Source organism: Telluria sp. LT2P80 (assembly GCF_059685955.1).
The window spans coordinates 241582-262014 of record NZ_JCASIO010000003.1; the positions used below are offsets into that span (position 1 = coordinate 241582).

The window sequence follows — 20433 nt, forward strand, 5'->3', positions numbered from 1 at the left end:
TTACAACCCCTTGATTTCACGGTGCTGCGGCACCAGCATTTTCATGACTGTCCACGCCACCAGGTAGGCCACGGCGCAGATCGAGAACATGATCATATACCCGGTCTGCAACTGGCCGAGCGCGCCATAATGGTCGAACAGCCAGCCCCCGAGCTTGGTGAGCAGCACGCCGCCCAGGCCACCGGCCATGCCACCGATGCCGACAACCGAGCCGACGCTGTGTTTCGGGAACATGTCCGAAACGGTCGTGAACAGGTTGGCCGACCAGGCCTGGTGCGCCGAGGCGCCAACGCCGATCAGGATCACCGGCACCCAGAAGCCCAGGTAGCCGAGCGGTTGCGCGAGCAGCACGACCAGCGGGCACAGGGCGATGATCAGCATGGCCTTCATGCGGCCATGATAGATGTCTGCGCCCCGGTTCAGGAACCAGGTCGGCAACCAGCCGCCACCGATGCTGCCCACCATCGTCATGCTGTACAGGACCGCAAGCGGGATGATCATGTCGGTGGCCGACATGCCGTATTGCGCCGACATGTATTTGGGGAGCCAGAACAGGAAGAACCACCAGACGCCGTCGGTCATGAATTTGCCGAAGGCGAAGGCCCAGGTCTGGCGGTAGCCCAGCAGCTTGAACCACGAACCCTTGACGGGCTTGCCGGTGGGCGCCGCCACCACGCCGGCGTCGCTGTTGATGTAGGCCAGTTCGGCCGCCTTCAGGCGCGGCTGGCGTTCCGGCGCATCGTACAGCCAGATCCAGAGGCCCATCCACAAGAAGCCGATGCCGCCAATGACGATGAACGCCGACTGCCAGCCCCAGTGCGCAGCGATCAGCGGCACGGTCAGTGGCGCCAGGATCGCGCCGACATTGGCGCCCGAATTGAAGATGCCGGTGGCGAACGAGCGCTCGCGTTTCGGGAAGTATTCGGCGGTGGCCTTGATCGCGGCCGGGAAGTTACCGGCTTCGCCGATGGCCAGCACCGCGCGGCCGATCATGAAGCCGGCTACCGACACGGGCACCACGGCCAGGCCGATGCTGGTGAATACCGTGTTGACCGCTTCGCCGATGCCGATTGCGTACGCATGACCGATGGCGCCCAGCGACCAGACGACGATCGCCAGCACGTAGGCGCGCTTGGTGCCCATGCGGTCGATCACGCGGCCCGCAAACAGCATCGAGATCGCGTACACGAACTGGAAGGTCGCCGTGATGTTGGCGTAGTCGGTGTTCGTCCAGTTGAACTGCTCGGTGAGCACCGGTGCGAGCAGGCTCAGGACCTGGCGGTCCAGGTAATTGATGGTGGTGGCGAAGAACAGCAGCGCGCAGATCGTCCAGCGATATCTGCCCACCACCGACTGCGCCGGTGTTACGTCGATGACTTGCTGATTCATGGTGATCAGTTCTTTTCAAGTTGGGTGACAGCCGGCGTCTCCTCCGGCTGGTGCTGCATCAAGGCTGGTGCGTTACTTCACCCCGGCTGCCTGCAATGCGCCGTCCTGCAGACGTGCCAGGCCCAGCGGATTGTCGTCGCGCAGCGCCTCGGGCAGCAGGCTGCCCGGCACGTTCTGGTAGCACACCGGGCGCAGGAAGCGATCGATCGCGCTGGCGCCAACCGACGTCGTGCGGCTGTCGCTCGTGGCCGGGAACGGGCCGCCGTGCACCATCGCGTGCGCCACTTCGACGCCGGTCGGGAAGCCATTGAACAGCACGCGGCCTGCCTTGCGCTCCACGATCGGCAGCAGCGCAGCAGCCAGATCGAGGTCGCCTTCGCGTGCATGGACCGTGACGGTCAGCTGCCCGTGCAGGTGTTCTGCTGCCTGCAACATTTGGGCGGCGTCGGTAAAGCGCACCAGCACCGCGCACGGACCGAACACTTCATCCTCTAACGCCGGGTTGCCCATGTACGTGACGGCATCGCACACATACAGCGCAGCCTGCGCAGCGCAGCCGCTTCCTTCAGTCGTGCCTTGCGCGACCAGTTGCAGGCCATCGACCGCGCCGAAGGCGGTCACGCCTTTCGTGTAGGCGTCATGGATGCCGGCGGTAAGCATCGTGCCGGCGCCCTTGGCGCCCAGCGCCGCAGCGCTCGCATCGACGAAGGCATCCAGTTCGGCGCCGGCCAGGGCGAACACGAGGCCCGGGTTGGTGCAGAACTGGCCGACGCCGAGCGTCAGCGAATCGACGAAGCCCTGGGCCAGCGTCGCGCCGCCGGCCTGCAATGCAGCGGGCAGCAGGAACACGGGATTCACGCTGCTCATTTCGGCGTACACGGGAATCGGTTCGGCGCGCGCGGCGGCGGTGCGCAGCAGTGCCAGGCCACCCTGACGCGAGCCGGTGAAGCCCACGGCCTTGATCGCCGGATGGGCCACAAGCTGCTGGCCGACCGTGCGGCCATCGCCGAACAGCATCGAGAACACGCCTTCCGGCAAGCCACTGGCCTTGACGGCGCGCTGCACGGCGCGCCCGACCAGCTCGGACGTGCCGGGGTGGGCGCCGTGCGCCTTGACCACGACCGGGCAACCGGCGGCCAGCGCCGACGCCGTATCGCCGCCCGCGACCGAGAACGCCAGTGGGAAGTTACTGGCGCCGAACACGACAACCGGACCGAGGCCGATCTTGCGCAGGCGCAGATCGGGCCGCGGCGGCGTGCGCTCTGGCATCGCGCTGTCGATGGTCGCGTCCATGAAATACCCGTCGCGCACGACTTTGGCAAACAGGCGCAGCTGGGTGACGGTGCGCATGCGCTCACCTTCCAGGCGAGCCTGCGGCAGGCCCGTTTCCAGTTGCGCGCGCTCGATCAGCTCGGGGCCGATCGCCAGGATTTCTTCGGCCACCATCTCGAGGAACGCAGCGCGCGCCTCGAGCGGCAGCGCGCGGTACGGGTCGAACGCTTGCGCGGCCAGCGTGCAGGCGCGCTCGACATCATCAGGCGTCGCCTGGCCAAAGGCCGGCTCGAGATTCGTGCGGGTGGCCGGGTTGAAGCCGAACACCTCGCCGCCCGTGCCGCGCAGGCACGACTGGCCAATGATCATTTCACCGAGGATGGTCATGATCAGATGGCTCCCTGCTTCTGGATCAGCGCCAGCAGCATCGCGTCTTCTTCGGCCGTCAGATCGGTCAGCGGTGGCCGCACGGGGCCCGCGCCATGGCCGACCAGGCGTGCACCGGCCTTGATGATCGAGACAGCATAGCCGGCCTTGCGGTTGCGGATCTCCAGGTACGGCAGGAAGAATTCGTCGATCAGGCGGTTGGTGGTGGCGGTGTCGCCGGCAGCGGTGGCGTGATAGAAGTCCATCGCCAGTTGCGGCACGAAGTTGAACACGGCCGACGAATACACCGGGGTGCCCAGCGCCTTGTAGGCGCCGGCATAGACTTCGGCGGTTGGCAGGCCGCCCAGATAGCTGAAGCGGTCGCCCATGCGGCGCCAGATCGAAACCATCAGTTCGATGTCGCCGATGCCGTCCTTGAAGCCAATGAGGTTCGGGCAACGGTCGGCCAGCTTGGCCAGCGAATCCGGGGTCAAGCGGCAGGCTGCGCGGTTGTAGACGACGACGCCGATCTGCACGGAGCGGCACACCGCTTCGACGTGCGCGACCAGGCCGTCCTGGCTGGCTTCGGTCAGGTAGTGTGGCAGCAGCAGCAGGCCCTTGGCGCCCTGGCGCTCGGCTTCCTGTGCGTGGGCGATGGCGGTGCGGGTCGGACCACCGCAGCCGGCCAGGATCGGCACCACGCCGGCGCAGGTGTCGACCGCCGTCTTGATGATCTGGCCGTATTCTTCACCGTTGAGCGAAAAGTATTCGCCGGTACCGCCGGCAGCAAACAGCGCGGTCGCGCCGAACGGGGCAAGCCATTCGAGGCGCGCGGCGTAGCCGGCTGGGTTGAAATCGCCTTGGGCGTCGAAGTCGGTGATCGGGAAGGAAAGCAGGCCGTGCGACAGGGTTTGCTTGAGTTCCAGGGGATGCATGCGAAAGTCTCCGTTCAGTGTGTTTGTGTTGACGACTAAGTTGTAAGTCATCGTACAACTGAAATGGTTTAACCCGCAAGCAAAATATGATGGCTTCAGCCGATTGCGTTTTCCAGACGGCGCTGCGCCTGCACCAGACGTTCACGGCTGTTGGACAAATGGGTGCGCATCGCGGCGCGCGCGGCTTCCGGGTCGCGCCGCTCGATCGCGCGGAAGATATCGTCGTGTTCGCGGCTGACGCGCTCGAGGAAATCGGCGGGCTTGTCCTGCTCGAGCCCGGGTGTGTTCAGGCGCGCGCGCGGGATGATGGCGTTGCCCAACTGGGCCAGGATATCGACGAAATACCGGTTGCCGGTGGCCTGGGCAATGAGCAGGTGGAAGCGTTTGTCGGCCTCCACCGCCGAGATGCCTTCGGCCATCGCCTGCTGCATTTCATCCAGCGCGCCAGCCAGTTCGCGCACCTGCTCTTCACTGCGGCGGCTGGCCGCCAGCCCTGCCGTTTCAGTCTCGACGCCGATGCGCAATTCGAGGATCGCCAGCACGTCGCGCAGCGTCAGGATGTGTTCGGCGTCGAGCCCCAGGCCCGTCTGCGGGCGCTCCAGCACGAAGGTCCCGATGCCGTGCCGGGTCTGCACCAGGCCGGATGCCTGCAGGTGTGAAATCGCCTCGCGCACGACGGTGCGGCTGACGCCATGCTGCGCCATCAGTGAGGATTCGGTCGGCAGCTTGTCGCCGGGCTTGAGGATGCCCTGCTTGACCGCTGCGCCGACCTGTTCGATGACGCCCTGGGCGAGATTGCGCTGCCTGCGCTGCGTGGGGACCATGGCTGCTCGCTTCACATTGGGACTGGATGGGCGCGATTATACCAACAACACGATACGGCAAGCGCAGATGTCAGACATCCTATGACCAGTCATCCTTTCTTTTTGGTATTGGTAGGTCCGCCTTGCGGGATTGGTCTGGCCAAATTAGAATCACGGGACGATTCCCTCCACCCGGCAACGCTGCCGGGAGCGCCTGCCCCCGATGAAAAAATTACCCGCGTCCACCGAGCCAAACCAGCCCGAACCACGACTGTATCGCGTGGTCGCCGCCCGCATCCAGGAGCTGATCCGCGACGACAAGATCCAGCCCGGTACGCGCCTGCCTGCCGAGCGTGAACTGGCTGCCAAGCTGGAAGTGAGCCGCGCATCGCTGCGCGAAGCGCTGATCGTGCTCGAACTGTCGGGCATCGTCGAGGTGCGCGGCGGCTCCGGCGTGTATGTCAGCGAAAAGGCGGTGGCGCCTGCCGAGGTGCCGGAAGAAGGCCCGGGACCATTCGAGGTGCTCGCTGCGCGCCGCATGATCGAATCCGAGATCGCTGCCCTCGCCGCCAAGAATGCCACCGACCGCGACATCGACGCGATCCTCAAGGCCGTCGAAGAGATGGAGCGCCAGCACGACGACCGCGCCAGCAACGAACATGCCGACCGCAACTTCCACCTGGCGCTGGCCCGTGCCACCGGCAACACGGCAATGGTGGGCGTGATCGAATACCTGTGGGCCCAGCGCGGCAGCCTGTGGCACAAGCTGAAAGAACACTTCCAGACCGAAGAGCTGCGCAAGCAGACACTGCTCGACCACCGCAACATCCTGGCGGCGATCGCGTCGCATGACGCCAGCGGCGCCCGCGCCGCCATGCGCGCGCACCTCGAACGCGTGACGCGCACGTTCTCGCGCGGCTAGTCTTCAGCGAACTTGCGAGATCAAATGGCCTGACCGCTTGCTTAATTGGTCAGGCCAAAATAGAATCGGCAAACTTTGTGGAGTTTGCCCATGCTGCTTGATCGCGCCCTTCCCTGTCTGCTCATCTGCGCCGCTGCCAGCGCGCACGCCACGTCTGCAGCGCCTGCATCTACATCTGCGCCGCCAGTGCGGATCATCCTCGTCGGCGACTCCACCATGGCCAGCAGCACGGGCTATGGCGACGCGCTGTGCGCCCGCTTCTCGCCCGAGACCGCGTGCATCAATCTGGCGCGGGGCGGACGCAGTTCCGGCAGCTTTCGCGCCGAAGGCCGGTGGGATGAGGTCGAGGCGCTGCTGCGCGCGCCGGCCGGCTTTAACGCCACGTATGTCCTGATCCAGTTCGGTCACAACGACCAGCCGGGCAAGCCGGGACGATCGACCGATCTCGTGCACGAATTTCCCGCGAACCTGGCACGTTATGTGAACGAGGCGCGTGCGCTTGGCGCCGTGCCCGTGCTGGTGACGCCGCTGACGCGCCGCAGTTTCCGCGGCGCCTGGGTGCAGGATGACCTGGCGCCGTGGTCGGCGGCCGTGCGCCGCGTCGCCACCGCCACGGAGACACCACTGGTCGACCTGAACCGGCTGTCGATGGCCGATGTGCAGGCCATCGGACCGGCACGCGCGGACGCACTGGCCAGGACTGGCGCCAACTTCGACCATACGCATCTGGGGCCAGCGGGCGCTGCGCGTGTCGCGGCCGCGATGACGGGCGCGCTGCTGCGGGCGGCACCACACCTGGCGCGCGCACTCGGGAGCGCACGATGAGCGCCGCGGTTGCCGCACTCGCGCTCGCGCTGGCCGGCGCCGGCACCATGACTGAGCGGCAGCATGCGCCGGACGACGGCTGGGCGGCGCAGGAAGGCGGCACACGCGGCGGCGCGCTGGCTGCGCCCGCCAACGTCTACACCGTGCGCACCGCAGCGCAACTGCGCGACGCGCTTCGCGATATAACGTCGACTCCGGCGCCAGCGCGTATCGTGCGCGTGGCCGCAGCGATCGACATGAGCGAAGGCCGGCCATTCGCCGACAGCCAGGACCAGGCGCGCCGCAGCGTCGTTCGCATCCCGGCCAATACCACGCTGCTTGGCGTCGTTCCGGGCGCCGGCTTCGTCAATGCGAGCCTGGTCGTATCCGGCGTGTCGCAGGTCATCGTGCGCAACCTGGCGCTGCGCAATCCGTGCGATATTGCGCCGCGCTGGGACCCACAGGATGGCGCCAGGGGCAACTGGAATTCGCAGTACGACGCCATCAGCGTGACCAATGCGCACCACGTCTGGATCGACCATAACCGCTTCACCGATGCACCGGTCACGGACGACACGCAACCGGTTGAAAACGGCATGCCGAAGCAGTGCCACGACGGCGCGCTCGATATCACGAGCGCATCGGACTTCGTCAGCGTCACCTACAACCACTTCGCCCTGCACGAAAAGAACACGCTGGTGGGCGGCGCCGATCGCGCGACGGGCGACCGCAGCCACTTGCGCGTGACGTTCAAGGGCAATCTGTTCGAGAACGTCAGCGAGCGCGCGCCGCGTGTGCGCTATGGCCAGGTCCACCTGCTGAACAACTACCACGTGGGCGACCGCGCCCATCCGGCCTACCCGCATGGTTACAGTGTCGGTATTGCACACGAAGCGCACGTCATCTCGCATGCGAATGCGTACGCGATTGCAGGCGCCGCCCAGTGCGGGCACGTGGTGCGCGATCCCGGCGGCAGCCTGGCCAGCAGTCGCGGCGTGTATGCCGATACTGGCTCGCTGCTGAATGGGCAGCCGCTCGCTGACTGCGGCTTTGGGGGCGACGTCGGCTGGCGCGTGCCCTACTCGTTTGCGCCACTGCCTGCGGCCGACGTCGCGCAGCATGTACTGGCGCACGCCGGCCCGCGCGTACCCGATGCGGGCGACGGCGTGGTCGACGTCAAGCTGGTCGTAGAGGACGGCGCGGCGCCTTTCACGCTCAAGGCACGCCAGGATGCCAGCGGTCGCTGGCAGGGTGCCAGCATCGCGCTGGCCGACGGCGGGGCGGCGCTGCAGATCGCGCTGCTCGAAGGGACTGGTGTAACCACGGTACGCCTGAAACAGGTGCGGCGTCGGGCGCCGCTGGCGGGCCAGCCGGTCGTGCTGCGCTTTGCCAGCCAGGCCGGCGAGGTGTCGCTGTGGCTCGATGGCGAACGGGTGACGTCGGCGCGGATCGCGCCAGTGCCAGCCGAGCAAGGGGCAGCATGGGACGCCGCGCAGCACACGGTGCTCGACGTGCGTGACGGGCCCGCGACGCTGCCAGCGGCGGGCGTCCGGCTGAAGCTCGCAACGACCTCGCTGGCGCTGCAGGCCGGTGACCCGGCGCAACCCATCGCGATCACTGGAGCCGACTTGCGCGCAGCGTCGTCCGATCCGCAGGTCGCCACGGTCGAACTGCGGGATGGCGCCGCGTACGTGACGCCGCGGCAGCCTGGCCGCTCAACCATCACCGTAACCGGCGGACCGTGGCAGCAAGCGGCGTTCGAGGCAACCGTTGGCGCCCCATCGCGCGCACCGGCACGCACGCTGCTGCCGCAAGCGACGCTGCAGCCTGCCCACGCCGAACGCGGCGTGCCACCAGACACGCCCATCCGGCTGACATTCAGGCACGCGCCGGTATTGAGCGGTGCCGGCAGCGTGCGCGTCGTGCGCCGCCACGATGGTGCACTCGTTGCATTGGTCCGGCCTGGCGAGACTGTGCTGACGCTTGGCCCCGCCGCTCGCCAGCGCGTCGTGCGCCATCACGCGATCGACATCGAGGGCAACACGCTGCGCGTCCGTCTGCCGCAGCAGCTCGCCACCGATACCGACTACGACGTGCTGGTCGATGCGGCGCTGCTGCGCGACCGCCGCTTCAAGGGCGCACGCTGGACCTTTCGCACGACGCCCTATCGCCCGGTGGGCGACAGCGTGACCGTCGACGACGATGGCCGCGCCGATTTTCGCACCGTCCAGGGCGCGCTGGACCACGTGATGGCGCTGCCGCGTGCAAAACCGGTGACGGTCAATGTACGCGATGGCGTATATCCCGAGCTGCTCCACCTGCAGGGGAAGGACAACGTGATGCTGCGCGGGCAAAGCCGCGAGGCGACCATCATCCGCGCGGCGAACAGCGAGGCGCGCAATCCCGGCTCTGGCGCCGGCCAGGACGCGGGCAGCGCCGGCATCAGTGGCGGACGCGCCCTGTTCCTGGTCCAGGACAGCGACCTGCTCGAGATCCGCGACATCGCGCTGCACAACACGACGCGGCGCAGCGCGGACCCGTCAGCGCAGGCCGAAGCCCTCTTCTTCAGCAACGACAAGGGCCGGCTGGTCGTGCGCAACGCCCATTTGACGAGCGAGCAGGATACGATCCAGCTGACCGGCTATGCCTGGATCTACCGCTCGCTCATCGAAGGCAACGTCGACTTCATCTGGGGGTACAACCGGGCTGCGCTGTTCGAAGAAAGCGAACTGCGCAGCGTCGGCGACAGCGCGGACCCGGCGAATGGCGGCTATCTGGTCCAGGCGCGCACCGTCGCCCGTGACGATCCCGGCTTCGTGTTCTTGCGCTCGCGCCTGACCTCAGGCAGCGGACCGGCCGGCAACCTGCCGCCGCCGGGCGGCACGTACCTCGCCCGTTCGCCCGGCACCGCGCACACCTGGGACAACGTCGCCTTCATCGGCTGCACGATCGGCGCCCACGTCGCCCGCAGCGCGTGGCTGCGCGAACCGCAGCCGAATCCGGTGCAAGGGACGGCGCGTGCCGGCTGGCGCGAAGCGGGCAATACGTTCGCCAACGGCGAGGTGGCGGAACTTGGCGGATACAAGATGGACGAACACGAAGCGCGGCCACTGGCCAATCGCGGTGCCGTGTTCTCGGGATTCAATGAGAGCGAAGGATGGGATCCGAAGCCCTGAGCGGACGGGTGCATTTCACCGACAACTGGCGGCACCGCGAGCGCTTTCATTTCGCCAAGCAGAATGGTTGGTTCGCCTCTCAAAACCCTGTGTACCGGTTTCGACACGTTTCGCGCCAGAGTGCGGCAAGACTTGGCTCGGGCGCGAATACCTGTTGACACTGCCAAACGGAAAAACCTACAGTTTCATTATTGAAGATCTGGTTCCGCAAAGAGAAACCCGCTTCATGGATCTGTCGTCGGCCATCGTCATGGCTGGCGACGGGCCGGCACCATCACAATAATGGAGACAGACCGAGTGAAGAAACACATCATCGCAACGGCGGCGCTATGCGCCTGCGTATCAGCCGCACCGACCGCGTCCGCGCAATCGGCCATTACCCTGTACGGCATCATCGATGCCGGCCTGACCCGCCTGACCAACGACGGCCCGCAAGGCGACCAGACCAAGGTCGATACCGGCCAGATGCAGGTATCGCGCTGGGGCATCAAGGGTCAGGAAGACCTGGGCGGCGGCATGAAGGCGCGCTTCGGGCTGGAAGGCACGCTGCTCAATGACACGGGCGGCGCCGGCGTCCCGTTCGGCACCCCGTCGGGCACCAGCCTGTTCGACCGCGAAGCCACGGTCGGCATCGTCACCAACTACGGCGCCATCGACATCGGCCGCCAGAATATCGTCGGCATCATGTCGGTCGGCATGGCCGATCCACTGGGCCTGGGCTTTGCGTCCAGCAGCCCGAACGTGCTGTTCTCGGCGATGAACAACGCGGCCGTGTATGCGCCCTACGGCGCCAACAACGGCGGCACGGCCCTGCGCCAAAACAACTCGATCAAGTACACGTCCCCCGTGTTCAAGGGCCTGAGTTTTGCCTTGATGCGCGCCTTCGGCGAGCAGGCAGGCAACGCGCAGAAAAGTTCGTACCAGGGCGGCGCGCTGCTGTACAACACCGGCAAGCTGGCCGTTGCCGGCGCCTATGCGCGCATGAAGAACATCACCGACACCGACCTGCTCACGTCGCACGCGTATGGCATCAAGTACGCGTTCCCGGCGGTGACGCTCAAGTCGACCTATTCGTGGAATGAACTGCGCAGCACTGGCCGCAAGATCGCGGTGCTCGGCGTCGGCGCCGATGTGCCGGTGGCGCCGGCCTTCCTGGTCACGGCCGCGGCCTACCAGGTCAAGCGCTCGGGCGACCTGAAGGACGATGCGCAGCAATTCATCCTGATCGGCCGCTACCTGATGAGCAAGCGTACGACCGGCTACGTCTCGGTGGGCCACGCCGCAACCGACAGCATCGTCAAAACTGACCAGATCAACCTGGCCCAGAACTTCGTGGCGGTCGGCAGCGACTCGGCCAACCGGTTCACGATGGGCATCATGCACATGTTCTGATGACGACACACGACGACGCGCATTCCGTATCACCTTCCGCGCCACCCTCCGCCCCGCCCGGCTTCGAACGCCTCAACCGCGGTGGGCCGTACATGGCCAATCTGGGCGAGCTGTATTGCCGCCGGGGCGAGGGTGAGATCGTGTTCGCGATGCGCATCGAGGACAAGCACACCAATATGCGCGGCATCGCCCATGGCGGAATGCTGGCCAGTCTGGCCGATTCCGCACTTGGTCTCGGCTTGACGCTGTATTGCGAAGGACGCCAGTCGTTCGTGACCGTCAACCTGAGCACCGATTTCATCGACGCGGCCAGGCCCGGCGACTGGGTCGAAGCGCATGTCGAGGTACAGAAAATGGGCAAGCGGATGGCGTTTGCCAACTGCTTCCTGCAGGTCGGCGCGCGCCGCATCCTGCGCGCCAGCGGCGTGTTTGCGGTGATGAGCGCCTTGCGCCCCGACCAGCTGGAGGCCGGGTATTGAGGGTCGCCTGATTACGACTCGAGGCGCCGGGCGACCTCGATCAGGCGCGGGCGCACCTCATCGAGCAGGAAGGCGGTCGACACGCTCGACGAGGGGCCGCCGCAATTGATCGACATGATCTGGCTGCCACCGATCGGCATGAAGCCGACCGCGATGCCATTGACGTCCTTCTGCCAGTCGCCGAACGAGGTCGTGCAGCCATACGTCTCGTAGTCGCTCAAGCCCTTGGCCAGACCCGTGCGCATGGCCTCGAACGCTGTTTCGTCCAGCTCCATCGATCGGCTCAGGATATCCCTGCGTTCATTCTCGGCCGCCCGCGCGAGGTAGGCGCGGCCGATCGCCGAAGTCGCCAGCGGCATGCGCGAGCCGACCTGCAGCGCCAGCGCCAGTGCCGCGCTGCTGCGGCACACCTCCACATAGATCATCGACAGCCGGTCCCGCATCGCGATCGACACGGTGGTGCCGGAGAATTCGGCCAGCTCCTGCATCATCGGGCGCGCCAGCTGGCGGATATCGAGCCGGGCCAGCATGGCGCTGCCCAGGCCGAGCGTGGCGCTGCCGAGCGTGTAACGCCCGCCGGGTTCCTGCGCCAGGTAGCCGAGCGTGGTCAGCGTATAGGTAATGCGGGTGACGGTGGACTTGGGCAAGCCGCAGCGCTCGGCGATCTGCTGGTTGCTCAGCCCCTTGTCGGCTGAACGAAAGCAGGCCAGGACCTCGAGGCCACGCGCCAGCGCCGTGATGAAGTAGCGCTCTTCGGCGCCGCGCGGCGCATCGGCCGTATCGCTCGCATCAGGTGCCTGGACATCATCAGGAAGGGTGTCGCTTACTGGCATGGGAAGGCCCTGGATAAGAATGGTGGTCAAATTCCATTCTAATCCAGTTCATTTCGCCATGCAAAACCGGCAAGCATCAAAGATCGTACTGACGTTGTTAAACCACACCGCGCTCCCGCAAGCCGGCCAGCGTCTCAGTCGACAGGCCAAGCAACTCGTGCAGCACGTCGTCCGTCCCCTCGCCGAGGCACGGCGGCGCGCTGCGTACGGGCAGGCGTTCGCCATCGAAGCGATAGGGGGAGGCCAACACAGGAACACTGCCCACAACGGGATGCGGCATGTCCTTGACCAACCCGCCCTGCTGCGCACGGGTCGACGTCAATGCCTCATGCAGCCCGGCGACCTCGCCACACGGAATACCCACCCGGCTCATGCACGCCAACAGATCGCTGCGCGTGCGCAGCGCCAGTTCGCGTTTGATCTCGGGCATCAACGCGTCACGATGCTGGGTGCGCGCCAGGTTGGTCTTGAAACGCTCATCCAGTGCGATGTCTGGCCGCTCGATCACGTCGTTGCAGAAGCGTACGAACTGGCTGTTATTACCTACCGCAACGACCAGTGGACCATCCTTTGCCTCATACACGCCATACGGCATGATCGATGGATGCGCATTGCCGTAACGCGGCGGGTCGTTACCGCGCAGCAGCGCTTCCAGGCCGTAGTACGCGGTGATCATCAGGCCGCAGTCGAACAGCGCCATGCCGATGTGGCGGCCCTTGCCCGTCTTTTCGCGCTCGTACAGCGCCGCCAGCACGCCCTGCGCGGCGTACATCCCGGTCATCATGTCGACCGCGGCCACGCCAAATTTCAGCGGCGGCTGGGTTGGTTCGCCGTTGAGCGCCATCAGGCCCGATTCACCCTGGATCACCAGGTCGTAGCCGGGCCGCGCGGCTTCCGGGCCGGTACGGTCGTAACCCGTGATCGAGCAGTAGATCAGGCCCGGCTGCTCGTCCTTCAGGGCGTCGTAGCCCAGGCCAAGGCGTTCGATGTCGCCGAACTTGAAGTTCTGGATCACGATGTCGCTCTTGCGGATCAGATCCCGCGCGATGGTTTGGCCCTCGGGTGTTTTCAGGTCGAGGCACACCGAACGCTTGTTGCGGTTGACGCTGTTGAAGTACGCCGTTTCGGTGGCGCCGATGCGCATGCCCCAGTCGCGCGTGTCGTCGCCGCGCTCGGGGTGCTCCACCTTGATCACTTCGGCGCCCAGATCGCCCAGCACCATCGCGCACCACGGGCCGGCCAGCACGCGCGAGAAGTCCAGCACGCGCACGCCGGACAGAGGCAAAGCAGATTTGTCAGTCATAACACTCCAGATACCCGGCTCCTTTACAGGGAGCCGGCAAACGTCATTCTTGTGGCCGACCCGTGGCTGCGGCGCCCCGCAGCGCCGCGAAAGCGGGCGTGCGCTTGTCAAAAAAGGCCGCAATGCCTTCCTGTGCTTCGTCGTCGCCCTGCGACTGCACCATCAGCGCGGCTTCCAGGTCGAGCTGCCCGGCCAGGCTTGCGGCCCCGGCATTCTCGCACAGCACCTTGATGCGCCCGTTGGCATTGACTGGCCCGGCGGCCACGCGCGCTGCCAGCGCGATCGCCTCTACCAGTGCCTGGCCCGGCGCGGCCAGGCGGTTGACCGCGCCCAGTGCATGGAGGCGCGCGGCCGGCAGGCGCTCGCCCAGCAGGCAGAGCTCGGTCAGCAACTGGCGCGACATGCAGCGCGACAGAAACGCCGTCGCGCCACCATCCGGACTCAGGCCGACCTTGACATACGCCATCGAAAAGAAGGCATCGTCGGCCGCGACCACCATGTCGCACGCCAGCGCCAGGGACAGGCCGGCGCCGGCCGCCCCACCCTCGACCGCGGCAATCACCGGCTTGGGGCAGGCGCGCAGCGCGCGCACCAGGTCGTGCAAGCGTTCGACCTTGGCGCGTCGTTCGTCCGGCGCCAGCGCGCGGCGCGTGGCCAGCTGGCGCAAGTCGCCACCGGCGCAGAAAAAGTCGCCGTCGCCGACCAGCACGATGGCGCCGATGGCCGGGTCCTGCGCCGCCTGTTCGAGCGCGGCCGGCAGCGCGTCGTACAGCGCCGGGGTGATCGCATTCTTCGCCGCCGGATTGCTGTTGACGAGAATGCGCACCGCGCCATCGGTGCGCATCATGAGGCCGGGGGCGTTCATGCCGGGGTGGCCTCACTGGTCTGGGTTGACTCATGAGCCAGGGCAATATAGCGCGCCAGGTGATGGTCTTCGTCGCCCAGCTGATGGTCGATCATCACCAGGCGCTTGGCGTAGTGCGCCAGCGGCAGCTCCCACGTCATGCCGATACCGCCGTGCAGCTGGATGCATTCTTCCGCCACCAGCGTGCCGATCCGGCCAATGCTGGCTTTGGCAGCCGACAGGCTGCGCTCACGCGTGATGCGGTCGGCGTCCAGGGCAGACGCGGCATTGATCACCGCCGAACGGGCCTGCTCGATCTCGAGCAGCAGGTCGGCCATGCGATGCTGCAGCGCCTGGAAGCTGCCGATCACGACCCCGAACTGCTTGCGCGTGCGCAGGTAGTCGAGGGTCGCTTCCTTGGCCGCTTCCATCGCGCCCAGGGCTTCTGCGCACAGGGCCAGCACGCCGCGGCCGATGGCGCGCTCGAGCGCCGCAAAACCCTGCCCCGGCTCACCGAGCAGCGCATCAGCGCCGACCTTCACGCCGCTGAGGGTCAGCTCGGCCACACGGCCGCCGTCCATCGTCGGTGTGCCCACCATCGACAGGCCGGCCGCATCGCCAGGGACCAGGAACAGCGAAATACCCGCTTCGTCATCGACTGCGCCCGCGGTGCGCGCCGACACGACGATCCACTGTGCGTGTTCGGCGTTGGCCACGACGGCCTTGGCACCGTCGATCACCCAGCCGTCGCCTTCGCGGCGCGCGCTCGTCGCCACGCGCGCCAGTTCGTAATGCGCGCCCGGTTCGTCGTGGGCAAACGCGGCGATGACTGACGCATCGGCGATACTGGCCAACACCTCTTTTTGCGCATCGCTGCCGGCTGCCGCGATGGCTTCGGCCGCCAGCACGGCGCTACCCAGCAGTGGCTCGAGCACGAGGCCACGGCCCAGCGCCTCGAACACGACCGCGATGTCAAAACCGGCCCCGCCGAAGCCGCCGTCTTCTTCACGCAGCAGCATGCCCACCACACCCAGTTCGGCGAACTGCTGCCACATGGCATTGGAAAAGCCTTCTGGCGAGGCGGCGATCTTGTGCCGCGCGTCGATGTGGTATTGCTGGGCGATGAAGCGGTTCAGGCTATCGGCCAGCATGCGCCGTTCTTCTGTATGTTCGAAGTTCATGTCGCTTGCCCTTACAGTCCGAGGATCATCTTGGAGATGATGTTTTTCTGGATCTCGTTGGAGCCGCCGAAGATCGACAGCTTGCGGTTGTTGAAGTATTGCGCCGAGGCGGCGGCCGCAAAATCCGGCCCGAAGCTTGGGCCATCATTGGCCGCATCGAGCATGTCCTGCGTGAACGGGCGCGCATACACGCCCATCGCGCGCCGCGTCAGCGCATTGATCTCCTGGCGGATCTCGGTGCCCCGAATCTTGAGCATCGAACTCTCCGCGCCCGGCACGCCGCCGCCAGCCACTGCCGCGATCACGCGCAGATTGGTGGTCTTCATGTTTTCCAGGTCGATCTCGACAAGCGCCAGGCGGCGCGCAAAGCCCGGATCGTCCGCCAGCGGCTTGCCGCCGCGCGTCTGCTCCTGCGCGATGCGTTTCAAACGCGCCAGCGCCGCCATCGAGAAGCCGACGCCGGCGATGTTGGTGCGTTCATACGTCAGCAGATATTTGGCGCAGGTCCAGCCGCGATGCTCTTCACCGACCAGGTTCTGCACCGGCACGCGCACATCGGTGAAAAATACTTCGTTCACTTCGCGCTCGCCGTCGAGCAGCGTGATGGGGCGCACGTCCACGCCCTGTGACTGCATGTCGATCAGCAGGAAGCTGATCCCCTCCTGCTTCTTGGCGCCCGCATCGGTGCGCACCAGGCAGAAGATCATGTTGGCGTGCTGGCCGAGCGTGGTCCAGGTCTTCTGGCCATTGACGATGTAATGCTCGCCCTCGGCGTCCACACCGCGCACGGCGCTGCACTTGACCGCCGCGAGGTCGGAGCCCGCGCCCGGCTCCGAATATCCCTGGCACCACCAGTCCGAGCCATCCAGGATGCGGGGCAGCCAGTAGTCCTTTTGCGCCTGGTTGCCGTACTTGATCAGGACTGGGCCCAGCATGTTGACGCCGAACGGCACGATGCGCGGCGTATTGGCCAGCGCGCACTCGGTCTCGAAGATAAATTTTTCAATCGCGTCCCAGCCCGGGCCGCCGTATGCTTCCGGCCAGTGGTTTGCCAGCCAGCCGCGCTCGTTCAGGATCGCGTGCCAGCGCTCCATGTCGGCCTTCGACAGGTGCTTGCCATTGGCGACCTTGTCCGACAGATCCTGCGGCAGCTTCTCGGCCAGGAATGCCCGTACCTCGTCGCGAAAGCGCTCTTGTTCAGGGGTAAAATGTAAATCCATGATAATCCTTTAGAAAATCTCGAACAGGCCCGCAGCGCCCATGCCGCCGGCGATGCACATCGTGACCACGGCGTACTTCGCGCCGCGGCGCCGGCCTTCAATCAGAATGTGGCCGGCCAGGCGCGCCCCCGTCATGCCGAACGGGTGGCCGATCGAAATCGCGCCACCGTCGACGTTCAGGCGCTCGTCGGGAATGCCGAGTTGCTGCTGGCAGTAGATCGCCTGCGAGGCAAACGCTTCATTCAGTTCCCACAGGTCGATGTCGTCCACCGTCAGGCCGAAGCGCTTCAAGAGCTTGGGTACCGCGAACACCGGGCCGATGCCCATTTCATCCGGCTCGCAGCCGGCCACCGCCATGCCGCGGAACGCGCCGAGCGGATTCAAACCGAGGCGCTCGGCTTCTTTTGCTTCCATCATCACGCAGGCCGACGCGCCATCGGACAGCTGCGACGCATTGCCGGCGGTGACGAATTTGCCCTCGCCCATGACCGGCGCCAGCTTGGCCAGGCCTTCATAGGTCGTGCCGCGCCGGTTGCAGGTGTCTTCGGCGATCGTGACTTCACGGTGGCTGACTTCTTTCGTCTCCTTGTCGGTGACGGCCATGGTCGTGGTGCAGGCGACGATTTCTTCGCTGTAGCGGCCGGCCAGCTGCGCCGCCTCGGTCTTGCGCTGGGATTCGAACGAGAAGCGGTCCTGCGCTTCGCGGCTGATGTTGTAGCGCGCGGCAACGATGTCGGCAGTGTCGATCATCGGCAGATACAGGTCCGGCTTGTGTTCCAGGATCCACGGGTCGATGCCCGAATCGCCGCTGTCGCGGCTGCGGATGTGCGAGATGCTCTCCACACCGCCGGCGATGATGGCCGGCGCGCCGTCGACGATGATGCGGCCGGCGCCGATGGCGATTGCCTGCAGGCCCGAGGCGCAGAAACGGTTGACGGTGGTGCCGGCGATCGTGATCGGCAGGCCGGCGCGGATCACGCTCTGGCGCGCGACGTTGCGACCGGTGGTGCCTTCCGGGTAGCCGCAGCCGAGAATCGCATCCTCGATCATGGCCGGATCGATGCCGGCGCGCTCGACGGCGGCGCGCACGGCAAAGGCGGCCAGCTGGGCGCCAGGGGTGATATTGAATTCGCCGCGGTGCGCCTTGGTCAGCGGGGTGCGGGCGGTTGAAACGATGACAGCTTCGCGCATGGCGAGTCTCCTGACTGATTGAGAACGATGGGTTCTACGCGGATTGATTCAGGCTGGCGAAATTGGCGCCCTTCTCGACCAGCTCGACCAACAGCGGCGATGGCTGCCAGAACAGCGGATCTTCTTGGGCAAACTCGCGAATGTCGGCCAGGATTGACGGCAGGCCGACCGTGTCGGCATAGTGCATCGGGCCGCCGCGGTAGCGCGGGAAGCCGTAGCCGTGCACGAACGTTACATCCACATCGAGTGGACGCAGGGCGATCTTCTGGTGCACGACATTGGCGCCCTCGTTGATCATCGCGGCCAGGTAGCGGCGCACGATCTCGGCGTCGCTGAAGCTGCGTGGTGATTTCCCAGCGCGTTCACGTTCGGCATCGATGATGGCCTCGACTTCCGGGTCCGGCGTACCGACGCGGGCGCCGTCGGGATACAGGTAGTAGCCGCGCCCCGTCTTCTGGCCGAACCAGCCCCGTTCGCACAGGCGGTCGGCGATCTGCACGTAACGTGCGCGCGGGTCACGCGTGGGGGCGCGCCGCTTGCGCGTGGCCCAGCCGATGTCGCCACCGGCCAGGTCGGAGACCTGGAACGGGCCCATCGGGTAGCCGAAGTCACGCAGCGCCTTGTCGATCTGGTAGGGTGAAGCCCCGTCTTCCATCATCGCGTGCGCAGCCTGGCCATACACGGCGAGAATGCGGTTGCCGATGAAACCGTCGCACACGCCGGCACGCACCGGCACCTTGCGCAGCTTCTTTGCCAGGTCGAAGGCGGTGGCGACCACGTCGTCGGCCACCTTCGCCGGCACGACAATCTCGAGCAGCTTCATGATGTTCGCCGGCGAGAAGAAATGCAGGCCGACGACATCCTGCGGGCGCGAGATGGCCGCCGCGATGGCGTCGATGTCGAGGTAGGACGTATTGGTGGCCAGCACCGCACCGGGTTTGCCGACGTGATCGAGTTCGGCAAACACGGCGTGTTTCACGGCCATGTCCTCGAACACGGCTTCGATCACCAGATCGGCCTGGGCCAGCGCGTCATACGACGTGCTGCCATTGAAGCGCGCCATGGTGGCGTCTTTTGCGTCCGGCGTGATGCGGCCCTTGGCGATCAGGCCGTCATACACCTTCTCGACATGCTTGCGGCCACGCGCCAGCGCCTCGTCGTCGCGCTCGATCATCGTGACCGGCAAGCCGGCATCGAGGACGGCAACGGCGATGCCGGCGCCCATGGTGCCGCCACCGACGACACCGATGCTATTGATCGGGCGTGGCTTGGCACTGCGCGTCTCCGGCGCCCGGGCCGTTTCGCGCTCGGCGAAGAAGGCATGCACCAGCCCGGCGCGCTGCGGACTGTCGAGGCATTCGAGGAACAGCTTGCGCTCCAGCGCCTGGCCTTCGTCGAACGGCAGCTCAAGCGCGCCCTGCACCGCGTCCACGATTTTCAGGGGCGAGAACAGACCGCGTGATTTTTTGGCCGTCTCGGCGCGTGCGCTGTCGATCGCGGCGCGCTGCGCCGCCGTGTCGGCAAGCTGCGTGGCGTCACGGGTACGCCGTACCGGCGCCCCACCCTGCACCAGCTCCTGCGCATACGCCAGGCCGGCTGCGAGCGGGTCGGCCCCATCCACCACCCGGTCGACCAGGCCCAGTTTTGCCGCTTCGGCCGCGCCTGCGTGGCGGCCGCTCAGCATCAGGTCGAGCGCTGCGGCGGCGCCGATCAGGCGCGGCGTGCGCTGGGTGCCGCCGGCGCCCGGCAGCAGGCCAAGCGCCACTTCGGGTAAACCCAGTTTCGCTGCGGGCAGCGCCAAACGGTAGTGCGCCGCCAGCGCGATCTCGAGTCCACCGCCGAGCGCAGCGCCATGGATCACGGCAATCACCGGTTTGCTGCAGGCTTCGATACCGTTGCAGACGTCGGGCAGGAACGGCGCCATCGGCGGCTTGCCGAATTCGCGGATATCGGCGCCGCCGATGAAGGTCTTGCCGCTGCCGACGATCAGCACAGCCTTGACGGCAGCGTCGGCCCCGGCTGCGTCGATCGCCGCGGCGAGGCCGCGACGGACGTCGACGCCAAGCGCATTGACGGGAGGATTGTCGATGGTGACGACGAGAATGTCGCCGTGCATGGCACGAGCGACCGGGCCAGTTGCGCCGGTGTGCATGAGCTGTCTCCTTGATTTATGTTCGATGCTAAGTCGGTTCGCTGTGCGAAACCGCGTTTTGCATTTCTTGTTGCGATCAACGATAACCGATTTTTCGCGAAAATGTAAACGACTTCGCGGTGCCGCTTTTGCGGGAAAAACCGGCAGATCCAGTGATTCGCTGTGCGAAAA

The 20433-nt window shown here is 66.2% G+C and carries 16 protein-coding genes; 5 read left to right on the top strand and 11 right to left on the bottom strand.

Annotated features, from left to right (window positions below; translation table 11 throughout):
* The 4 genes from AC56LW_RS10360 to AC56LW_RS10375 form a co-directional block, all read right to left on the bottom strand.
* Positions 1–1389, bottom strand: coding sequence for an MFS transporter (locus AC56LW_RS10360; protein WP_332531751.1), 1389 nt, complete (start codon positions 1387–1389; stop codon positions 1–3).
* A gap of 72 nt (positions 1390–1461) precedes the next feature.
* A complete protein-coding gene (locus AC56LW_RS10365; RefSeq protein ID WP_499634021.1) occupies positions 1462–3048 on the bottom strand; it encodes an aldehyde dehydrogenase (NADP(+)) in 1587 nt (528 codons plus the stop codon).
* Positions 3049–3050: 2 nt separating this feature from the next.
* Positions 3051–3962 (bottom strand): 5-dehydro-4-deoxyglucarate dehydratase, encoded by a 912-nt coding sequence (gene kdgD / locus AC56LW_RS10370; RefSeq protein ID WP_332531749.1) that lies wholly within the window; start codon positions 3960–3962, stop codon positions 3051–3053.
* Between the two features lie 95 nt (positions 3963–4057).
* Positions 4058–4786 (bottom strand): FadR/GntR family transcriptional regulator, encoded by a 729-nt coding sequence (locus AC56LW_RS10375; protein WP_499502464.1) that lies wholly within the window; start codon positions 4784–4786, stop codon positions 4058–4060.
* 202 nt (positions 4787–4988) lie between these two features.
* Between AC56LW_RS10375 and AC56LW_RS10380 the strand changes: the two genes are divergently transcribed.
* From AC56LW_RS10380 to AC56LW_RS10400, 5 genes are all read left to right on the top strand, one after another.
* Complete coding sequence (locus AC56LW_RS10380; RefSeq protein ID WP_499502465.1) at positions 4989–5687, top strand: FadR/GntR family transcriptional regulator; 699 nt, start codon at positions 4989–4991, stop codon at positions 5685–5687.
* Positions 5688–5777: 90 nt separating this feature from the next.
* Positions 5778–6512, top strand: a complete 735-nt coding sequence (locus tag AC56LW_RS10385; protein WP_499634024.1) for a rhamnogalacturonan acetylesterase — start codon at positions 5778–5780, stop codon at positions 6510–6512.
* Positions 6509–9667, top strand: coding sequence for a pectinesterase family protein (locus AC56LW_RS10390; RefSeq protein ID WP_499634026.1), 3159 nt, complete (start codon positions 6509–6511; stop codon positions 9665–9667). The genes AC56LW_RS10385 and AC56LW_RS10390 overlap by 4 nt, the downstream gene beginning before the upstream one ends.
* A gap of 297 nt (positions 9668–9964) precedes the next feature.
* Positions 9965–11059 (top strand): porin, encoded by a 1095-nt coding sequence (locus AC56LW_RS10395; protein ID WP_499634028.1) that lies wholly within the window; start codon positions 9965–9967, stop codon positions 11057–11059.
* Entirely contained in the window at positions 11059–11538 is a 480-nt protein-coding gene (locus AC56LW_RS10400; RefSeq protein WP_499634030.1) for a PaaI family thioesterase, read from the top strand. Before AC56LW_RS10395 ends, AC56LW_RS10400 begins: the two co-directional genes overlap by 1 nt.
* An 11-nt stretch (positions 11539–11549) precedes the next feature.
* On the opposite strand, the gene AC56LW_RS10405 is transcribed toward AC56LW_RS10400, so the two are convergent.
* The 7 genes from AC56LW_RS10405 to AC56LW_RS10435 form a co-directional block, all read right to left on the bottom strand.
* Positions 11550–12371, bottom strand: a complete 822-nt coding sequence (locus tag AC56LW_RS10405) for an IclR family transcriptional regulator (RefSeq protein WP_499634032.1) — start codon at positions 12369–12371, stop codon at positions 11550–11552.
* Positions 12372–12468: 97 nt separating this feature from the next.
* On the bottom strand, positions 12469–13674 hold the full coding sequence (locus tag AC56LW_RS10410; RefSeq protein WP_499634034.1) for a CaiB/BaiF CoA transferase family protein: 1206 nt from the start codon (positions 13672–13674) through the stop codon (positions 12469–12471).
* 43 nt (positions 13675–13717) lie between these two features.
* Positions 13718–14539 (bottom strand): oxepin-CoA hydrolase, alternative type, encoded by an 822-nt coding sequence (locus AC56LW_RS10415; RefSeq protein ID WP_499634036.1) that lies wholly within the window; start codon positions 14537–14539, stop codon positions 13718–13720.
* Positions 14536–15699, bottom strand: coding sequence for an acyl-CoA dehydrogenase family protein (locus AC56LW_RS10420; protein WP_499634038.1), 1164 nt, complete (start codon positions 15697–15699; stop codon positions 14536–14538). Before AC56LW_RS10420 ends, AC56LW_RS10415 begins: the two co-directional genes overlap by 4 nt.
* An 11-nt stretch (positions 15700–15710) precedes the next feature.
* Positions 15711–16919 carry an acyl-CoA dehydrogenase family protein gene (locus AC56LW_RS10425; protein ID WP_499634039.1) on the bottom strand — a complete coding sequence of 403 codons (1209 nt, stop codon included), beginning with the start codon at positions 16917–16919 and terminating at the stop codon, positions 15711–15713.
* Between the two features lie 9 nt (positions 16920–16928).
* On the bottom strand, positions 16929–18110 hold the full coding sequence (locus tag AC56LW_RS10430; protein WP_499634040.1) for an acetyl-CoA C-acyltransferase: 1182 nt from the start codon (positions 18108–18110) through the stop codon (positions 16929–16931).
* A 34-nt stretch (positions 18111–18144) separates the two neighbouring features.
* Positions 18145–20262 (bottom strand): 3-hydroxyacyl-CoA dehydrogenase NAD-binding domain-containing protein, encoded by a 2118-nt coding sequence (locus tag AC56LW_RS10435; RefSeq protein ID WP_499634042.1) that lies wholly within the window; start codon positions 20260–20262, stop codon positions 18145–18147.
* Positions 20263–20433: the final 171 nt, after the last annotated feature.